The sequence below is a fragment of the Streptomyces sp. NPDC006012 genome, assembly GCF_042871185.1.
Taxonomy (GTDB): domain Bacteria; phylum Actinomycetota; class Actinomycetes; order Streptomycetales; family Streptomycetaceae; genus Streptomyces.
Map to the genome: position 1 here is coordinate 39364 of NZ_JBIAIE010000011.1, position 15895 is coordinate 55258.

Annotated in this window: 18 protein-coding genes and 1 pseudogene; 12 read left to right on the forward strand and 7 right to left on the reverse strand. The window is 69.5% G+C overall.

The window, feature by feature from the left end:
* Nucleotides 1-185 precede the first annotated feature (185 nt).
* Entirely contained in the window at nt 186-1052 is an 867-nt protein-coding gene (locus tag ACFYPJ_RS20400; RefSeq protein WP_389018829.1) for a GyrI-like domain-containing protein, read from the forward strand.
* Nucleotides 1053-1211: 159 nt separating this feature from the next.
* Here the strand turns inward: ACFYPJ_RS20400 and ACFYPJ_RS20405 are convergent, their stop codons facing one another.
* From ACFYPJ_RS20405 to ACFYPJ_RS20420, 4 genes are read right to left on the reverse strand one after another with little or no spacing between them, the layout of a single operon-like run.
* Complete coding sequence (locus ACFYPJ_RS20405) at nt 1212-1484, reverse strand: hypothetical protein (RefSeq protein ID WP_389018832.1); 273 nt, start codon at nt 1482-1484, stop codon at nt 1212-1214.
* Nucleotides 1485-1532: 48 nt separating this feature from the next.
* Nucleotides 1533-1982, reverse strand: a complete 450-nt coding sequence (locus ACFYPJ_RS20410; protein ID WP_389018835.1) for a hypothetical protein — start codon at nt 1980-1982, stop codon at nt 1533-1535.
* Nucleotides 1979-2998 carry a metallophosphoesterase family protein gene (locus ACFYPJ_RS20415; protein ID WP_389018837.1) on the reverse strand — a complete coding sequence of 340 codons (1020 nt, stop codon included), beginning with the start codon at nt 2996-2998 and terminating at the stop codon, nt 1979-1981. Before ACFYPJ_RS20415 ends, ACFYPJ_RS20410 begins: the two co-directional genes overlap by 4 nt.
* Nucleotides 2995-3291, reverse strand: coding sequence for a plastocyanin/azurin family copper-binding protein (locus ACFYPJ_RS20420; protein WP_389018840.1), 297 nt, complete (start codon nt 3289-3291; stop codon nt 2995-2997). Before ACFYPJ_RS20420 ends, ACFYPJ_RS20415 begins: the two co-directional genes overlap by 4 nt.
* A gap of 796 nt (nt 3292-4087) precedes the next feature.
* Between ACFYPJ_RS20420 and ACFYPJ_RS20425 the strand changes: the two genes are divergently transcribed.
* The 10 genes and pseudogenes from ACFYPJ_RS20425 to ACFYPJ_RS20470 form a co-directional block, all read left to right on the forward strand.
* Complete coding sequence (locus tag ACFYPJ_RS20425; RefSeq protein ID WP_389018843.1) at nt 4088-4690, forward strand: sigma-70 family RNA polymerase sigma factor; 603 nt, start codon at nt 4088-4090, stop codon at nt 4688-4690.
* A gap of 25 nt (nt 4691-4715) precedes the next feature.
* The gene (locus ACFYPJ_RS20430; RefSeq protein WP_389018845.1) at nt 4716-5504 is read left to right on the forward strand and encodes an anti-sigma factor family protein; all 789 of its coding nucleotides are present in this window, start codon (nt 4716-4718) and stop codon (nt 5502-5504) included.
* Nucleotides 5505-6413: 909 nt separating this feature from the next.
* Entirely contained in the window at nt 6414-6842 is a 429-nt protein-coding gene (locus ACFYPJ_RS20435; protein WP_389018847.1) for an ATP-binding protein, read from the forward strand.
* A gap of 292 nt (nt 6843-7134) precedes the next feature.
* The gene (locus ACFYPJ_RS20440; RefSeq protein WP_389018850.1) at nt 7135-7701 is read left to right on the forward strand and encodes a hypothetical protein; all 567 of its coding nucleotides are present in this window, start codon (nt 7135-7137) and stop codon (nt 7699-7701) included.
* 46 nt (nt 7702-7747) lie between these two features.
* Entirely contained in the window at nt 7748-8071 is a 324-nt protein-coding gene (locus ACFYPJ_RS20445; RefSeq protein ID WP_389018854.1) for a hypothetical protein, read from the forward strand.
* Nucleotide 8072: 1 nt separating this feature from the next.
* On the forward strand, nt 8073-8354 hold the full coding sequence (gene tatA / locus ACFYPJ_RS20450) for a Sec-independent protein translocase subunit TatA (RefSeq protein ID WP_389018857.1): 282 nt from the start codon (nt 8073-8075) through the stop codon (nt 8352-8354).
* 54 nt (nt 8355-8408) lie between these two features.
* Nucleotides 8409-9353 (forward strand): twin-arginine translocase subunit TatC, encoded by a 945-nt coding sequence (gene tatC / locus ACFYPJ_RS20455; protein WP_389018860.1) that lies wholly within the window; start codon nt 8409-8411, stop codon nt 9351-9353.
* A 278-nt stretch (nt 9354-9631) separates the two neighbouring features.
* A complete protein-coding gene (locus ACFYPJ_RS20460) occupies nt 9632-10078 on the forward strand; it encodes a MarR family winged helix-turn-helix transcriptional regulator (protein WP_389018862.1) in 447 nt (148 codons plus the stop codon).
* 113 nt (nt 10079-10191) lie between these two features.
* The gene (locus tag ACFYPJ_RS20465; RefSeq protein ID WP_389018865.1) at nt 10192-11019 is read left to right on the forward strand and encodes a class I SAM-dependent methyltransferase; all 828 of its coding nucleotides are present in this window, start codon (nt 10192-10194) and stop codon (nt 11017-11019) included.
* A 310-nt stretch (nt 11020-11329) separates the two neighbouring features.
* A pseudogene (locus tag ACFYPJ_RS20470) lies at nt 11330-11590 on the forward strand (ATP-binding protein); the annotation flags it as partial.
* 66 nt (nt 11591-11656) lie between these two features.
* Here the strand turns inward: ACFYPJ_RS20470 and ACFYPJ_RS20475 are convergent.
* Entirely contained in the window at nt 11657-12382 is a 726-nt protein-coding gene (locus ACFYPJ_RS20475) for a hypothetical protein (protein WP_389018868.1), read from the reverse strand.
* Nucleotides 12383-12735: 353 nt separating this feature from the next.
* Nucleotides 12736-13116, reverse strand: coding sequence for a winged helix-turn-helix transcriptional regulator (locus tag ACFYPJ_RS20480; protein ID WP_389018871.1), 381 nt, complete (start codon nt 13114-13116; stop codon nt 12736-12738).
* A gap of 88 nt (nt 13117-13204) precedes the next feature.
* On the opposite strand from ACFYPJ_RS20480, the gene ACFYPJ_RS20485 reads away from it, so the two are divergent.
* The gene (locus tag ACFYPJ_RS20485; protein ID WP_389018874.1) at nt 13205-14134 is read left to right on the forward strand and encodes an NADP-dependent oxidoreductase; all 930 of its coding nucleotides are present in this window, start codon (nt 13205-13207) and stop codon (nt 14132-14134) included.
* Between the two features lie 261 nt (nt 14135-14395).
* On the opposite strand, the gene ACFYPJ_RS20490 is transcribed toward ACFYPJ_RS20485, so the two are convergent.
* The gene (locus ACFYPJ_RS20490) at nt 14396-15886 is read right to left on the reverse strand and encodes a carboxylesterase/lipase family protein (RefSeq protein WP_389018877.1); all 1491 of its coding nucleotides are present in this window, start codon (nt 15884-15886) and stop codon (nt 14396-14398) included.
* Nucleotides 15887-15895: the final 9 nt, after the last annotated feature.

The following is a 15895-nucleotide window of genomic DNA, read 5'->3' on the forward strand; positions in this document are numbered from 1 at the left end:
GGCCGCGCACCCCGGCGGGACGGCCTCGACCCTGGGGTACGAGGTTTCACGGCCCTTCCTGCGTTCTCCCCGGGCCGACCGGACCCGACCCCCATTGGACCCGACCTGATCGGGCACAGGATGTCGGGTCCGGGAGGGTGCCTGCTGGCTAGCGTGGTGATCACGAAAGAGGAAGGAGACCGGGAGTGCTGGAGCGGCTCAACCAGACCCTTAACCACATCGAGCGCCACCTCGACCAGCAGATCGACGTGGCCGAGCTGGCGCGCATCGCGGCGACCTCGGAGTACCACCTGCGCCGGATGTTCTCCGCGCTCGCGGGCATGCCGCTGTCGGAGTACATCCGGCGCCGCCGGCTCACCGTCGCGGGCGCCGAGGTGCTCGCAAGGCGCGCGTCCCTGCTGGAGATCGCGGTGCGCTACGGCTACGGCTCGGGCGAGGCGTTCGCCCGTGCGTTCCGTGCCATGCACGGGGTCGGTCCGGGCGAGGCCCGCCACCTCGGCGCCGCGCTCGTCTCGCAGCCCCGGTTGACCTTCCGCCTCACCGTCGAAGGGAGAAGCAGCATGCGCTATCGCGTGGTGGACAGGCCGGACTTCAGCGTCGTCGGCCTCAGGGCCCGGGTGCCCCTGGTGCACCTGGGACCGAACCAGGCCATCATCGATTTCGTCCGCGGGATCGAACCGCAGACCATCGAGCGCCTGGCGAAGCTGTCCGACCTGGAGCCGCAGGGCATCGTCGCGGTCTGCGACGACCTGGACCCGAGCCGCGCCGAAGGCACCGAACTCGACTACTACCACGGGGTGATCACGTCAGCGGCCGCCCCCGAAGGCACCACGGTGCTCCCGGTCCCGGCCGGCACCTGGGCGGCCTTCACCACCTCCGGGCCGGTGCCACAGGCCGTCCAGGAGCTGTGGCGGGATGTGTTCACTGAGTGGTTCCCGTCCAACCCGTACCGCAGCCGTCCCGGACCCGAGATCCTGCGCACCCGCCTGTCCTCGGACAAGACGGAAGCCGACGCTGAGCTGTGGCTTCCCGTCGAGCGGGAACAGGGCTGACCAAGGCGCCGAGCCGACGGGGCCGCGGCGGTCGTTCACCCGCGGTGCCCTGACCACGACCGGTCCGGTGGCGGCAGTCGTGGGCCCGGGCTGGTGATAGCCGGCCAGTTCCGGAAGCCCCGGAGGTTTCGGAGGTTCCGGAACTCCCGGAGGTTTTGGTCAGCCGGGTCGCCGGTCTAGGAGAGTGGCCCGCAGCTCGTCCTCGGTGACCTGCTCGGCGGGGCGGTGGAGCGTCCAGCGGTGGGCCTCGCCGTCCATGGGCAGCACCTCGACGACGGTCTCCAGCGGCAGTCGGCCGTCTTGACCGTAGAAGAGTTGGCGGATTCTGACGGCGGTGTCGTCGTCCAGGCCGAGCAGAGCGCGTACGGCATCCTTCAGTTCGCGGACGTGTGGGCTCGGCCAGGCGATTCCTGGGCGTGGTTCCAGGTACATGGGGGTACTCCTCGGTTCCGGAATCAGGGGAGGGCGGCGCAGGGTGGTTCAGCCGGGTGGTGTGCGAGTCGTCGCCCAGTCAGGAGCCCTGGCGGGTGGTCGGGCAGCACGAGGTCGTCTGGCTACGGTCACCTGCCAGAGGGCGAGGAACAGCAGCGTGCCGATTCCGGCCAGGAGGCTGAGCACGGCCTGTGGCTCGGGCTGCAGGCCGTGCTCGGTGAATCCGAACACTCCTACGGTGCGGGAAGCGGCGAAGCCGCCGAGAGCGCCGAGCGCGACGCCTGCTGCGGCGGCCCTGAGCAGCAAGGGCGGTGTTCCGATCACCAGCAGGGCGGCGAGGGCGATGGAAGCGGCGGCCTGGAGCAGGAACAGGGGGCCGATGACGTGGATGAAGCGGTACCCGTCGACGTAGAGCTGGGCGTGAAGGAATCCGCTGGTCGCGAGGGTCGCGGCGGTCGCCGACCGCAGGGCGGGGGCGAGCAGTCTCTGGGTGTTCATGCCAGCCTCTGCTCCTTGATGGCCAGTTCGCGGTCGCCTTGGCGGTAGCCGACGCTGCGGATGCCGAGCGCCGCTTTGAGCTGCCGGGCGGGGACGACCTGCGGGGTGGGGGCGGGGGCGCGGCCCGGTTTGGGCAGGGGGTAGGCGGTGGTGGTGGCGGAGTGGAAGGTGATGTTGCCCTCTGTCTTGGTGAACAACTGATGGACGTGCCCGTTGAGACAGGTGACGGAGGAGAAGCGGCGCAGCAGGGCGATGACCGTGAGGGCGTCGTCGGTGCTCCAGCCCCACTTCGGGTACATGGCGAACAGCGGGATGTGGCTGAAGACCACGATGGGGGTGTCCGACGGCAGTCCGGCGATGTCCTTGCGAACGAAGTCGATCTGCTCGGTGCCGAGGTGGCCGAGCTTCTCCAGGCTCAGGGTGTTGACCAGGGCGATGAAGTGCACGCCGTGGGTGTCGAAGCTGTACCAGCCGTCGCCGAGCGTGCCCATGCCGAAGGTCCGCCGGTAGGCGCGGCCCGCGTCGCCGATGGAATCGTGCTCGCCCGGCACGGTGAAGACGCGGTCCGTCGCCATGTCGGTCATCATCTGCTTGACCTGGTCGAACTGTCCGGCCGTGGACAAGTGGGTCAGATCACCGCTGTGCATGACGAAGTCGGGCCTGAACCCGAGCGAGTTGACCTGCCTGATGGCTTCGGCGAAGGAGCCGGCCACATCCGTGTTCGCCGGGCCCTGGAACCCGATGTGGCTGTCGGAGACCTGCACGAACCGCAGTGCGCCGCTTGCCGCCGTCGCGGCCCCGGCCCCTGCCCCGGCCGGGGCCGCGGCCGCGGCGTTGGTGTCTCGGGAGTCGGCTATGTGACTGATCACCTCACCACCGGCCACGGTCAGCACCACCGCGCCGCCGAACCACCCCGCGTGCCGCAGGAGCTGACGTCGGGTCATGCCGTGTTCGGTCTCGGGCCGGCCGGCGTCGTCGGCCGGTGCTCCGTCGAGACGGTCGGAGTAGCCGGTCATCGGGTCACCTCCACGGTGGCGGTCATGAACGGATGGATGGTGCAGAGGTAGGCGTAGGTGCCGGGTTTGGTGAACGTGAAGCTGTAGGTGGCGTGGGTGGCCAGGGCGGCCGAATGCAACGGGCCGCCCGATCCGGAGCTGGTGACGGTGTGGGCCTCGGTGTCCTGATTGGTCCACGTCACCTTCGTGCCCACCTTGACCTTCAGCTTGGCCGGGGAGAACGCGAAGTTGTTGATCGCCACCGCGTTCCCGGTCACCGGCGCGGCCGGCTTGCCCGTGCTCGGGGGAGTCATGGGCATGGTCATACTGGGCATCGGTGAAGCGCCGGGAGGGGAGCTTTTTCCCGGCCCGGTGGCGCCGGGCATGCCTGCCGTCTGGTGTTGCCCCGGACCGGGTGTGATGGCGCCGGCGCCGGCGGTCGAGGAGTGTGACGACTGGCCGCATGAGCTGAGGAGCCCCACCGTGCCGGCGGTGGCCATGACGGCGACTGCCAGCCCGGCCGCGGCGCGGGCGCGACGGCCTGGTGCGCGAAAGTTCAGGTGCATGGTGTTTGTTCCTCACTGAATCAGGGGGAGACGGTGACGGCGCCGGCTCGGCGCACGTGACCGCAGGGATATGCGGTGCAAGCCGTATTCATGGGCGCGCACCTCCCACGGACCAGGCGGACGAGCGCGGAGCCGTCGCCGTGGTGTGTGCTCGGCACGTGGCGAGACTGCGCGGTGGCGCCTGCCCGGCTGCGTGATTGCGCGGGGGCGTGGTGCCTTGTCCGGCGCCGGGAGCGCGTCCGTCGTGTGGGTGCATCTCGGTCACTTCTGATCCCTCCGTCGTGGCTTGGGAATCGCTGAGGAAGTGCGCGCGAGTCGGCTCTTGTCCGGCTCCACGGACCGCAGGGGCTCCACGGTTCGGTAGATATGCAATTTTTGTGAGACGACTTGGTGTCGCCGCAGATCAGTCGGCATCGCGCACGCCCGGCCCGCCGGGTGCCGCCAGACCCGACGGGTGCATGTCACCCACGGCGCGCGCGGAGCGTCACCGCCACCATGCCGTGAGTTACAGGACAAAGCAGTACATATGCGCGATGATCGCCCTATGCACTGGAGTTCCCGAAAGCGTGGCTCAGGGACCGATCCGAATCGCTCCGCGCGCCGTGTCACTGGTAAAGGGACGCTTTCGACCGCAGACGAGGAACTGCTGCGCACTCTCTACGCGGAGCACGCGGGAGCCCTGTTCCACTACGTGCTGCGACTGACCTCAGGAGATTGGCAATGGGCGGAGGATGTGGTGCAGGAGACCCTGCTGCGAGCGTGGCAGCATCCCGCCGCGTTCGACCCCGCACGCGGCCCGGCCCGGGCATGGCTGTGCACGGTCGCCCGGCACCTGGTCATCGACGCCCACCGGGCCCGGCAGGCCAGGCCGGCCGAGACCGGCGGCGACGCCCTTCAGCGGGCCGCCGAGCAGACGCCGGGCGAGGACCAGATCGAGCAGGCACTGCAGAGCTGGGCGGTTGCCGACGCCGTCCGGTCGCTGTCCCCGGACCACCGCGCCGTCCTGCTGGAGACCTACTACCGGGGCCGGACCATGGTGGAGGCCGCACAGGTGCTGGGCATCCCGCTGGGCACCGTGAAGTCGCGGACGTACTACGCCCTGCACGCCCTGCGGCTGGCGCTGCAGGAACGGGGCATCGAGCCATGACCGTGGCGGGCAGGAGGTGGCGGCCATGAGCGCTGAGCACGACACCCTCCGGCTGGCGCTCGGGGGGTACGTCCTGGGGACGCTGCCCCCGGCGGAAATGGAACGGGTGCGCGTCCACCTCGCGGAGTGCGCCGACTGCCGGGCCGAACACACCCGGCTGGCCGGACTGCCTGCGCTGCTCGCGACGGTGACCGAAGCCGAAGCCGCAGGCCAGACGGTGCCGGCGGCCGACGGGGACCTGGCCGACCGGCTGGTGGCACGGGCAGCCGAAAGCGCGCGGAGTTCCCGGCCCGAACGGGCCCCCGCGCCAGCGGCGTCGAAGGCGCCGGCCGGGAGTGTGCTGGAGCGACTGCTCCAGCAGGCCGCGGCCCGGCGCCGCAGGACCTGGCGCCTGCAACTGGCTGGCGCGGCCGCCTCGCTGACGTTCATCGCGGCAGCGGCCGGCGGCACATGGCTGGCGGCCGTCGGAACCGTGGGCAGTCAGGCGAAGCCGCCCGGGCCGACCGCACCGATCGCCTGGCGCACCTTCTCCGGAAGCGATCCCAACACCGGCGTTTCCGCCTCGGTGAAGGTCTCACCCTCTGCCTGGGGCAGCGTCCTACAGGTCTCCGCCAAGGGAGCACCCGCCGGGATCACCTGCAGGCTCCAGGCGATCGGCCCCGGCGGAGCCAGAACGGACGGCGCCACCTGGCGGGCAGGCGAGTACCCTTCCGGCACCACGATCCCAGGGGCGGTCGCCATGTCCCCGGATGCCATCTCCCACTTCGAGATCCTCGCTGACAACGGGCAGAAACTGGTCACCATGCAGGCGTGAGGCGAGGCCGGGGCCGTTCTGCCACCCGCGGTCCGGCCGCCCAGTGACGTCACGACGGCTGTCGGGTGTGAGCACACGGCGGTACGAGGGGGAGGGAGGCGTCGCCGCTGAAGGGCGCCGGGCAGCAGTGATGGGGTCCGGGCGGCCGACGGGCACTGTGTCACCTCAAGACCGGCGGGAAGAGGAACGCCCACGGGACGTCCGGCCGGACTGGGAGGGATTGGGGGCAGCCATTTCCCCGCGCGCGTCGTTTCCGCGCGCGGGCTGCCTTTGCTTGCGAAACTTTTTCCGTGCGTGAGTCGCTTCCGCTCGCGAGTCGTTTCTGCTTACGAGGCCGCTTCCCCGGCGAGTGGCTTCCGCGTGTGGGCCCGTCTTCGGGTGTGGCCCCGTCTCCATGCGTGGCCCCGTCTCCGTGTGAGCCGCTCCGCCTCCGAGTGTGCGGTCCACCGCCGCGCGCGTGGTGCCGATCAGCGCTCCCGGGGACCCAGGGCTTCGGCGAACCGGCGGCGTCCTCAGCTGACTTGAATGTGTGAGTACACAGACAGGGCAGGCACTACCTCCCCTCGTGCCCGGTGGCGCCGACCTTCGGTCTCACCGAGCGGCCCGGTCGAAGTGATCCCGTCCCGCACCCGAACAGAGGTGTGCGGCAAGGGAACGAGCTGCCGGTGCCCGGTCCGGCCGGGTAGGACATCGAGCCCTGGCGGAGGCGAATGCGCCCAGTCAGGTCACCGGCATTGACGTGACGCACAAAAAGTCGAGCAAAAGGGGCAAATAGCTCGAACCGTACGGCATGTGTCGTCCGTGGAACTGAATGAGCGCGCCCTTGAGGATGCGGCCCACCGAGAGCCCGAAGCAGTCGGTGACCTCCTCGTTCCGCTCTCCGCACACCCACAGAAGAGTCAGAAGACCATGTTTGTGACCGATTCCCCCAGCCCGAGTGCACTGCTCGGCCGGCCCCGCCGCCGCGAGGCGCTACTCACCCTGCCCGCGCAGGAGGCGCACGTCTCCGCCGCCCGTCACTTCGCGGCCGATCTGCTGGAGACCTGGAGCGTGCCGGCGAGCGAGCGGGACTCCGCCGTTCTCATCGTCGACGAACTCGCCGCCAACGCCGCCCAGTACGGCCATGAACGCATGACCCTGCTGCTCGTCCTCGACGACGGCACTCTGCACATCGTGGTCACTGAGTCCGGCATGGCGGTCCAGCGTCATCGTCCCGACCTCGCCCCCGACGAACACGGACGTGGCACCGGCATCGTCCAGTACCTCGCCCAGTCGACCGAGGTCCACCAGACATGCGGCGGCCGCGAAGTCCGCGCCTGCCTCAGGTGCTCCCCATGACCGGGCCGGGCGTTCCGTACGGACTGCGGTTCCTTGCCGGGGCCGGCAGCGCAGCACAGCAACGGGTCACCGGGGCCGGCTGCGGTGCCGGGTCACCCGACGGCCCCGCCGAGGGAGCCTTCGCGACCCACAAGCCGTGCCCCGTCGACGGCTGCCCGGGCCCGGCCCGGTTGCCCATGCGGTCCGGGGCACACCCATCGGCCCCTGACCACGGCGGCCACGACGACGACCACGACACGGTCCTGTGTCAACGCTGCGGCGCCGGACCCTGCGCACAGGCGGAGGTATGAACGTGGACGGCACCCAGGACACCGGCGTGGGCATCGGCGCCCCGCCCCCGCACGAGGTGTACGCGAATGCGCCGGACCTGCGCCGCGAGATGCACCAGGTGCTGGCTCTCGGCGCGGAACGCGACGGCCGTCAGGCCAGGCCGGTCAGCGACCCGCTGGTCGATGCGAGGGCCGCCGAACGCGCCTGGCTGCTACGCCGGGCCGCCCTCATGGACCGGATGGCCCTCGATGCCCCCGCCCCCGGCCCGCTCGCAGCCGCCGCGGAAACCGCCGAGCAACTCGTCCTGCACGACCGCCGCCATCCCGACCTGGTGGCCGGTCCGCACCACCCCGACGCGGTCACACCCGCCCTCGGCCACCGCGTCTACGTACGCCAGGAGTACGCCGCCTGGACGACTGCCACGCGCGCTGGAATCCGAACCCCCGATCCGACAAGGCGAAGGACACAGACACATGACCAGCAAGGAGAAGGACAACATGACCTGCACGGAGATCGACACCCGGCACGCCCCCGTGGCAGCCGGCCCACTCCACTCGCCGCGCCTCGCATGCCCGACAGCCACGTGTGAACATCACGCCGGTCGGCGGCAGGAACGGTCACGCCAGCAACAGCCGATGACGAAGAACGCACCGTGGCCGAACGCGAAGACACACCGGCTGTTCCAGATGCCCGAACGTGACGGCTCCCAGGGGCAGCGGCTGGACGTCCACCCGGCCCGAACACACCTGCACACGCAGCGGGCCGGGCAGCCGACGCAGATGTCCATAGCGGAAGGGGAACCCGGCACCGTATCGGCGCACGGGCAACCGTGCTGGACGCGCCCGCCGACGGCAGCGGGCAGTCGTACGAGGCCGAAGGCGTGCGCCTCCACCCGCCTCGGCCTTCCGCAGGTCCCGGTCGCGGGCGGGCGACCCGACGTGTTCGAAGAGGTGATGTGACATGTTCCGCAACGCGCTGGAGCCCTGGCACCTGCTGATCCTGGTCGCGGTCGTGGTCTTGATCTTCGGCTCGAAGAAACTGCCCGACACGGCCAGGGCGCTGGGCAAGTCCATGCGGATCCTCAAGAGCGAGACCAAGGCCATGAAGGACGACGGCGCCTCGAACGAGCCACGCCCCGAGCCGGAGCCCGCACCGGAGCCGCGGACGATCTCGGGCGCACCCGGAGACACCGCCACCACCCGCACCGTACCCACGGACAGCACGACCAGCCACCGAGACTGAGCGAGCCCGGTCGTGCGCACTCTGGTTCATCCCCGTACGAGATGAGGACCTTTCGTGTCCCAGTCGGCCCGCAACAAGGAGAAGGACCCCGAGGGGCGGATGCCGCTCGCGGAGCACCTCCGTGAGTTCCGCAACCGGCTCGCCAAGGCCGTCCTTGCCATCCTGGTGGTCACGATCGTCGCGGCCTTCTCCTACAAGGGCATCATCAACTTCTTCACCGGGCCGGTGCTGGACTCGGTCGGCTGCCCGACGTCCTTCGCCCGTCTGGCCGAGCAGAGCGCGGACACCACGTGTGCGCGGATCACCATCAATGGTCTGCTCGCGCCTTTCACACTGGCACTGAAGGTGTCCCTGACAGCAGGTGTCGTGCTGGCCTCGCCGGTATGGCTGTACCAGCTGTGGGCATTCGTTGCCCCCGGCCTGCACAAGCACGAGCGGAAGTACGCCTACGTGTTCGTCGGCGCGGGTGTCCCGCTGTTCTTCGGCGGTGCCTTTTTCGCCTACAAGATTCTGCCGACGACCGCGAAGGTGCTGATCGACCTCACCCCGGACGGCGTCGACAACCTGCTGCCGCTGGACGATCTGCTCGACCTCGTCAGCCGCATGGTGGTCGTCTTCGGTCTCGCCTTCGAGATGCCGCTGCTGCTGGTGATGCTGAACCTCACCGGAGTGCTGTCCGGCCGCCGGATGCTCGGCTGGTGGCGCCGCATGATCATGGGGATCACGGTCTTCTCGGCCGTAGCGACGCCGAGCACGGACCCGCTGACGATGTTGGCGCTGGCCGCGCCGATCTGGGTGCTGTTCTTCGCCGCCGTTGTCTTCGGGCTCCTCCATGACCGGCGCAAGGCCCGAAGGGCGGCAGAGAGTCCCGGTGACGACGAGCCCTCCGGCCTCGACCTCACGTCTCAGGACATCGGCGAAGCGGATCCGGTGTCCGCCGCCCAGGCCCTGCCCACACAGCCGGACACCGACGACGACCTGCACCGACGCGTGACGTGACCCGAGGGGGCCTTCAGCAGGGTACGGAGTGCGGAGGCGCCGCGGCGGGTGGGCTGGAGGAAGACTTTCCTGAGCAGACGCCCCAGTTCTTCTCCCGCTGTCCAGGTTGCGCGCACAGCGCACAAGTGGTTCCAGGCGTGGCCTCGGCTGGGTCCGTTGAACAGAGACTGGAAGCAAGTCCGGCTGCGCGGGGCTGTCGACGACGTCATGCAGGACGGGCTGCAGGTGCGTCAGTTAGCGGCTTGACTGTTAATGCCTTAATGGTTAGCGTCGGGGGCGTGAACACAGCTGGAGGCACTTCTATCGGTCCGCTCGAGCAGCTCAAAGTGATCAATTGGGCTCAGGTGCAGGCAGGGCAGGAGTGGGTCCGCTCCCGGGAACTCAGCATGCAGCAGGCATTCGTGCTCGATTATCTCGCTGACCATCCCGGGGCCATCCAGCGCGACATTGCACAGGTCACGCGGACGACTGCCGCGAATGTCTCCGGGGTCCTGCGTGGCCTCGAAGCGCGAGGTCTGGTCGAGCGCCGTTTCGAAGGGGGCGACGAACGCAGCAAGCGGGTCTTCGCCACGAGCGACGGCATCGAGCTCATCTCTGGCCGTGAGGAGGCGATGATCGCCGTGGACGAGTCGATCCTCGCGCCGCTCACCCCAGCGGAGCGAGCCACCCTTCAGACACTCCTCGACAAGATCACCGCTGATCTGCCGCGGCTCGACAAGTCCTGACCCGCCGTCGAAGCCGCCGGCACCACACCCCATCACCCACCGTGTCGGCAAGAGGCCGACGCGCCCTCGGCCCTGCCCGGACGAGCGCGCGGGACAAGGAATGGAGCGTCATCATGACGACGCAAGCAGAAAAGACACTGACCATGATCCGTGAGGTGTGCGCCCTCGGACGCGTCGAGTTCGACCGCCCGTACACCGACGAGGGCGACCCTGCGGCGGGACGTGCACTCGTTCAGGGACTGCAGGCCATCGACTTGAGCGGCGAGCCCAGCGACATATCCCTGTCCCTGGGCCTGCTGGCTCCCCGTGCCCCGTACTTCGACCGCCTCCTGCTGGACGCCATCGCGGCCGGCACCCGCCAGGTCGTCAACCTCGGCGCCGGCTACGACGACCGCGCACTGCGGTTCAGGGGTTCCGGCGTGCAGTTCTTCGACCTGGACCTGCCGGACCTCATCACCGACAAGGCGCGGCGCCTCGAAGCCCTGGACACCGACATCTCTTGCGTCACCCTGGCCGCGGTGAACTTTGCGACGGACGACGTCGCCGACGTCCTGGCCGGCGCTGGGCACGACGCCCAGCAGCCGACCCTCTTCATCGGCGAACACCTCGTCCTGTTCCTGCAACCGGGCGACGTGGAACGGCTGCTGGCCGGTGTCTCCAGCCGCGCGGCGAAGGGCAGCACTCTGGCCATCACCGCCGAGGTGCACCCCGCCGGCCTCGACTCTGCGCTCGTCACCTCGCACGTGGACAAGGTCATGTTCGGCGGCGCGGGCCCCCTGCACACCATCAAGGACCGCGATGCCTGGCTGGCCCAGTTCAAGCAGCATGGCTGGCAGGTCAGCGACATCAACGAGGTGACTGCCGTCAGCCACTTCGAACTGCCCATGGCCGACCAGCCAATCCAGATCCAGACACAGTTCCTCACCGCAACAACGGCGTGACTCAGATAGGCGCCCTCCTGCAGGGTTGCACTCGGCCAGGCGATCGGGGTGCTGGTCGCGGTGTGGCAGGTGCTGCCTCCGGACGGTTGGGAGGTGCTGCTGGAGGTGCCCCAGTCGTTGAACATCAAGCTCCACGCTGTGGCAGCGGAGGTCGTGGACTGGCCGCTGGGACGGCCTATGCCGCAGCCGGTCGCCCGGGAACTGAAGGTCCGTGGGGAACGCTGGCGGCGTGGAGCGCTGCGACGGGCCAGCGAGCGGTCGGAGCGGATGCGGGGCGGGGCGCGAGGGCGCGGCATGAGGGCAGCCGTCAGAACTCGGCTACGTGGAACTCGACCGTCGCGGAGCCGAACTCCTCTTCCAGGTCCTGACCGAACATGAGGAGAAGAACAACGTGGCCATCGCCTCCAACGAGTCCTTCTCCGGCAGGACCATGACCTTTACCGATGCCCGCCTCTGCGCGGTCATTGTCGACCGCCTCACCTTCAACGGCACCATCATCGCAACCGGCACCGACTCCTACCGCCTCGCCGCGACGCGGTCGCGGGACGAGGAACCGGCGAAGGCCAGATGACTGCTGAAAGCCCCAACGTGATGGCCCTCCGCCGTGATGGACCTCAGCCCTTCTCGCGGAGGTCCATCAAACGCTGTGCCAGGGGACATCCGGCGTGAGCATTTCGTGGACGCAGCGGCGCAGCCCGTTGTCGGAGTCGACCGGTCCGAGCCACGGCACCCGCTGGAACAGGTCGATGTATTGGTCGGTACTCGGGTCGGTCAGCAGGGTTCGGAGCTCGTCGGGGACGGTGTCGCCGACCAGGCACAGCCAGGCGAGGCTGGCGCCGATGCGGATCTCGGGCGATCGGCCGGGATCCGACCACAGCTCCCGGGCCCACGCCGGAGCGTGTTCATCCTGGTGTTCGCGGGCGAGCTGGCCGATCGCCAGGATCAAGCTCACACGGACCACCGGATCGTCTTCCACCGCCAGTCTGCGGTGCAGGGTTGAGGAGACACGAGGAATCTCGCTGATCGCTGCCGCCAGGACGAAGGCGGTCGCGGAGCGGACATTGGGATCGGGGTCGGGGTCGGGGAGGAGAGGGAACAGGAGGTGCAGATCGTCCGTGATGGCATCGCGAGCAGCCTGAATCGTCCAGTTCGTCGGACACAGCGTGGTGCCGTCCGCCTCCAGCGGATCCCCGGCGACTTGGAGAAGGCCTTGGCGAGTTCCGTCCCCGAAGTGCTGGCATCGTCCGATCCCGGCGACCAGGCGAAGGATGCTCGCCCGGAGCCCGGGAAACCCGGTAGTCGCGATCCGGAGCAGGGGATCGCGCCCATGACCGTCCGTATGTCGGCATCCGTGCCTGCCCATGGCTCAGGCCACCTGGCCCAGCGGTCATCGTCCATGCTTTGACCTTCCCGTCCACCGACACCACCCGAGCCCCGGGAGTCCAACGACCGGTGATCAAGAGCGCGGTCAGCCGTTTCCGTACTCCGGTGGCACCGCAGCACGGTGACGTCATTTCTCGTGCGCATCCGCAGCACTCAAGATCGCCAGCTGCTGCCCGACTGTCCCGTCTCACTCAAGGGGAGTCATCTTTTCAACGAACCGAGTCGTTCGTCTTTCTGCCTCAGTGAACCTGGTCGCGCGGCTGAGCGCGCTGCGGGTGCTGGATGGCTGTACCGGCTGGGGTGGATCTGAAGGGGCCGCCCCTGGCAGGGGTCTCAGTCGCTATGGGCGACCGGCTCGGAGCCGGCGTCGAGCGCGTCGAGCACTGCGTCGCCGTTCGCCCTCGCCCACTCGGTCAGCATGTGGATCGGATCGATCAGCGTCGCCCCGAGCGAGGTGAGCTCGTACTCGACGCGGGGCGGCGCCTCGGCGTAGACGTGGCGGCGGATGAGTCCGTGCGCCTTGAGCCGTCGGAGCGTCTGAGTGAGCATCTTGCGGGAGATGCCGCCGATCAGCTCGATCAGCTCGCCGTGGCGCACGGGGCCCTTGCTGAGGCCGTAGAGCACGACCACCGTCCACTTGTCGGCGATCAGCTCGACCGCCAGACGCGCCGGACAGTCGGCGAGAAAGGGATCACCGGGACGGAAACCGCTCATGCGCCAAAGGTACCTGCGCCGCAGGTACCTGCTGGTTCCTATCAGATTCATAGCCTGGGTTCTCTCCCCCTCCAAAGTCAGGAGAGTCATGCGAGTCATCACCCAGCAGACGTTCGGCGGTCCCGAGGTGCTCACCATCGTGGACGCGCCCGAGCCCCAGCCCCTTCCGACCGAGGTTCTCGTCCGTGTCAAGGCGATCGGGCTGAACCCGCTGGAGGCGCGCCTGCGCGCCGGCGAGTTCCCGCTGATCGGCCGGCCACCGTTCATCCTCGGCTGGGACATCAGCGGCGTGGTCGAACAGGCGCCGGGGACGTGGCGGTTGAGGCCCGGTGACGAGGTGTTCGGGATGCCGCTGTTCCCGCGGGCGGCAGGGGCGTACGCCGAGCTGGTGTCGGCGCCCGCGTTGCACCTGACACGCAAGCCGGAGTCGCTCTCGCACGTCGAGGCGTCGGCGCTGCCCATCGTCGGGCTGACGGCGTGGCAGGGCCTCGTCGACCTCGGCGGCGTGAGCGAGGGTGACCGTGTCCTGGTCCACGGCGGTGGTGGCGGGGTCGGCCACGTCGCGATCCAGATCGCGAAAGCGCTCGGCGCGCACGTGATCGCCACCGCCAGCGGGAGCAAGCGGAACTTCGTCGAGGGCTTCGGCGCCGACGAGGTGATCGACTACACGGCGGTCGACTTCACCGAGGCGGTCCGCGACGTCGACGTCGTGCTCGACACGATCGGCGGTAACACCGTCGAGCGGTCGCTCGAAGTGCTCCGTCCAGGCGGTCACCTGGTGACGGCGGTCGCCGAGGAGGATTCTGTGCTCGCCGCCAAGTATGAGGCGGCCGGCATGCGCTTCAGCGGTATCGCGGTCGACCCCGATCCGGTCGCCCTGCGAGGTCTCGTCGATCTGGTCGAACAGGGCAGGCTCCGGATCCACGTGCAGGAGACGTTCCCGTTCGAGCGCGTCGCCGACGCGCATCGGCTGCTCGACGGCGGTCACCTCCAGGGCAAGCTCGTCCTCACCGTCTGATCCCGTCGTGGGGCGTGAGTGTGGCCCCACTGAGATGTCCTGTGAGTCCGCACGGGTCGGCTCCGGCCTTTCGTCTCGGCGAACCGGGTCGATCTGTCTCATCCAACTCAGTCCACGCAGGTCACCGTCATGCGGACGACTAACTTCATTGAGACAGGACACCAACCCGCTGGTCAAACGCTGCTCTTCATGTGAACGAAGCCAGCAGCCGCAACGTCGGGATCAACAACTCTGTCCACGAGGGGTGGCCGCGTACGAGGGTCAGTTCCATGCCTGTCGTTCCTGGCTGCGGGGGTCGTCCTCCTGGGTCCACTCGGCGTCGATGCGCATGGTGGCCCGGCGCTCGGTGTCGTACGGGTCCCAGCCCGGGTCGCCGGTCCTGGCGAACCGGACCCAGGTCCCGTGCATCCGGGCGGCAAGATCGGCGGGCGGCTTGTCCGGGCCGAGCAAGGCCGCGGGGCCATGGAGCCGGGGTCGGTGCGCGAGGTCGAAGACGAAGGGCAGCTCGACCGCGTGGGTGGCACTGAGTTTCCCGTCCAGGGCGTGGGAGCGCCAGGCGAACTCGTAGGCGTAGGTGGCGGACCGGGGATGCGCGGCATGGGCGTCGGCCAGGGCCCAGCTGCCCGCGCCGAACAGCGCGTCGCCCATGATGGCGGAGCGCAGCGCGCCGAAGGACGCCCCGGGGCGTGTTCTGCGGTAGGTCTCGACGAGGCGTGCCGGATCCGGGTGCGAGCGCGCCGCCGTGTAGTCGACGTCCTCGGCGGTCGAGGTGGCGTACTGGTCCACGGGGACCAGGTAGAGGTTCCCCTCCTCGGTATTGGCCCCGATGAGCAGGTCGGCATCGGCGCCGAGGTCGGCGGCGACGGAGTGGGCGGGCTGGGTGCCGAGGACCAGGCTGAAGGGGCTGAGGCCGATCAGCGGGTCGTGGTGGGTGGCGGTCTGCAGGTCGATGCCCGCGAGCCGGGAGGCGACCGCCACCAGGCGTTCGTCGGAGATCTCCGCGAAGGCGCCGGCGTGGGGTTCGACGCCCAGGATCCCGGCCGCCGCGCGGGTGACGCGGGCGGCCTGCTCGGTGGTGAACGCGCCCAGGCCGCTGCCGCTTTGGACGACCGCCCGGCGAAAGAGGCCCGCGGCGTCGGGGGTGGCGAGGACGCCGCAGACGAGGGTCGCCCCGGCCGACTGGCCGAAGAGGGTGACGTTGTGCGGATCACCGCCGAAGGCCGCGACGTTCTCCCGGACCCAGCGCAGCGCGGCGACGACGTCGAGCAGGCCGCGGTTGGCGGGGGCGCCGGGGAGGTCGAGGAAGCCGGCGATGCCGAGCCGGTAGTTGAGGGTGACGAGGACGACGCCGTCGCGGGCGAAGGCGGAGCCGTCGTACAGCGCGGACCGCGTCGATCCGGCGACGAATCCGCCGCCGTGGACGAACACCATGACGGGCAGGCCGGCCTCGGGGGCCGCGGGCGTCCAGAGGTTGACCGTGAGGTGGTCCTCGCCGCGGCTCCAACCGGCGCCGAAGTAGGGGGACATGTCGATGCTGCCGAGTTTGCGTTCGGCCTGCGGCGCGGTGGGTCCTGGCGCGGTGGCGTCCCGTACGCCGTCCCACGGCCGGTGCGGACGCGGCGGCGCGAACCGGGTGGCACCCCGGGGCGGGGCAGCGTAGGGGATGTTCAGGAAGGCGGTGGTGTCGCCCTGGCGCAGGCCGCGGACGGCTCCCTGCGCCGTGGTCACGACGGGGCCGGAGTGGCTGCTCATGTCTCGTGT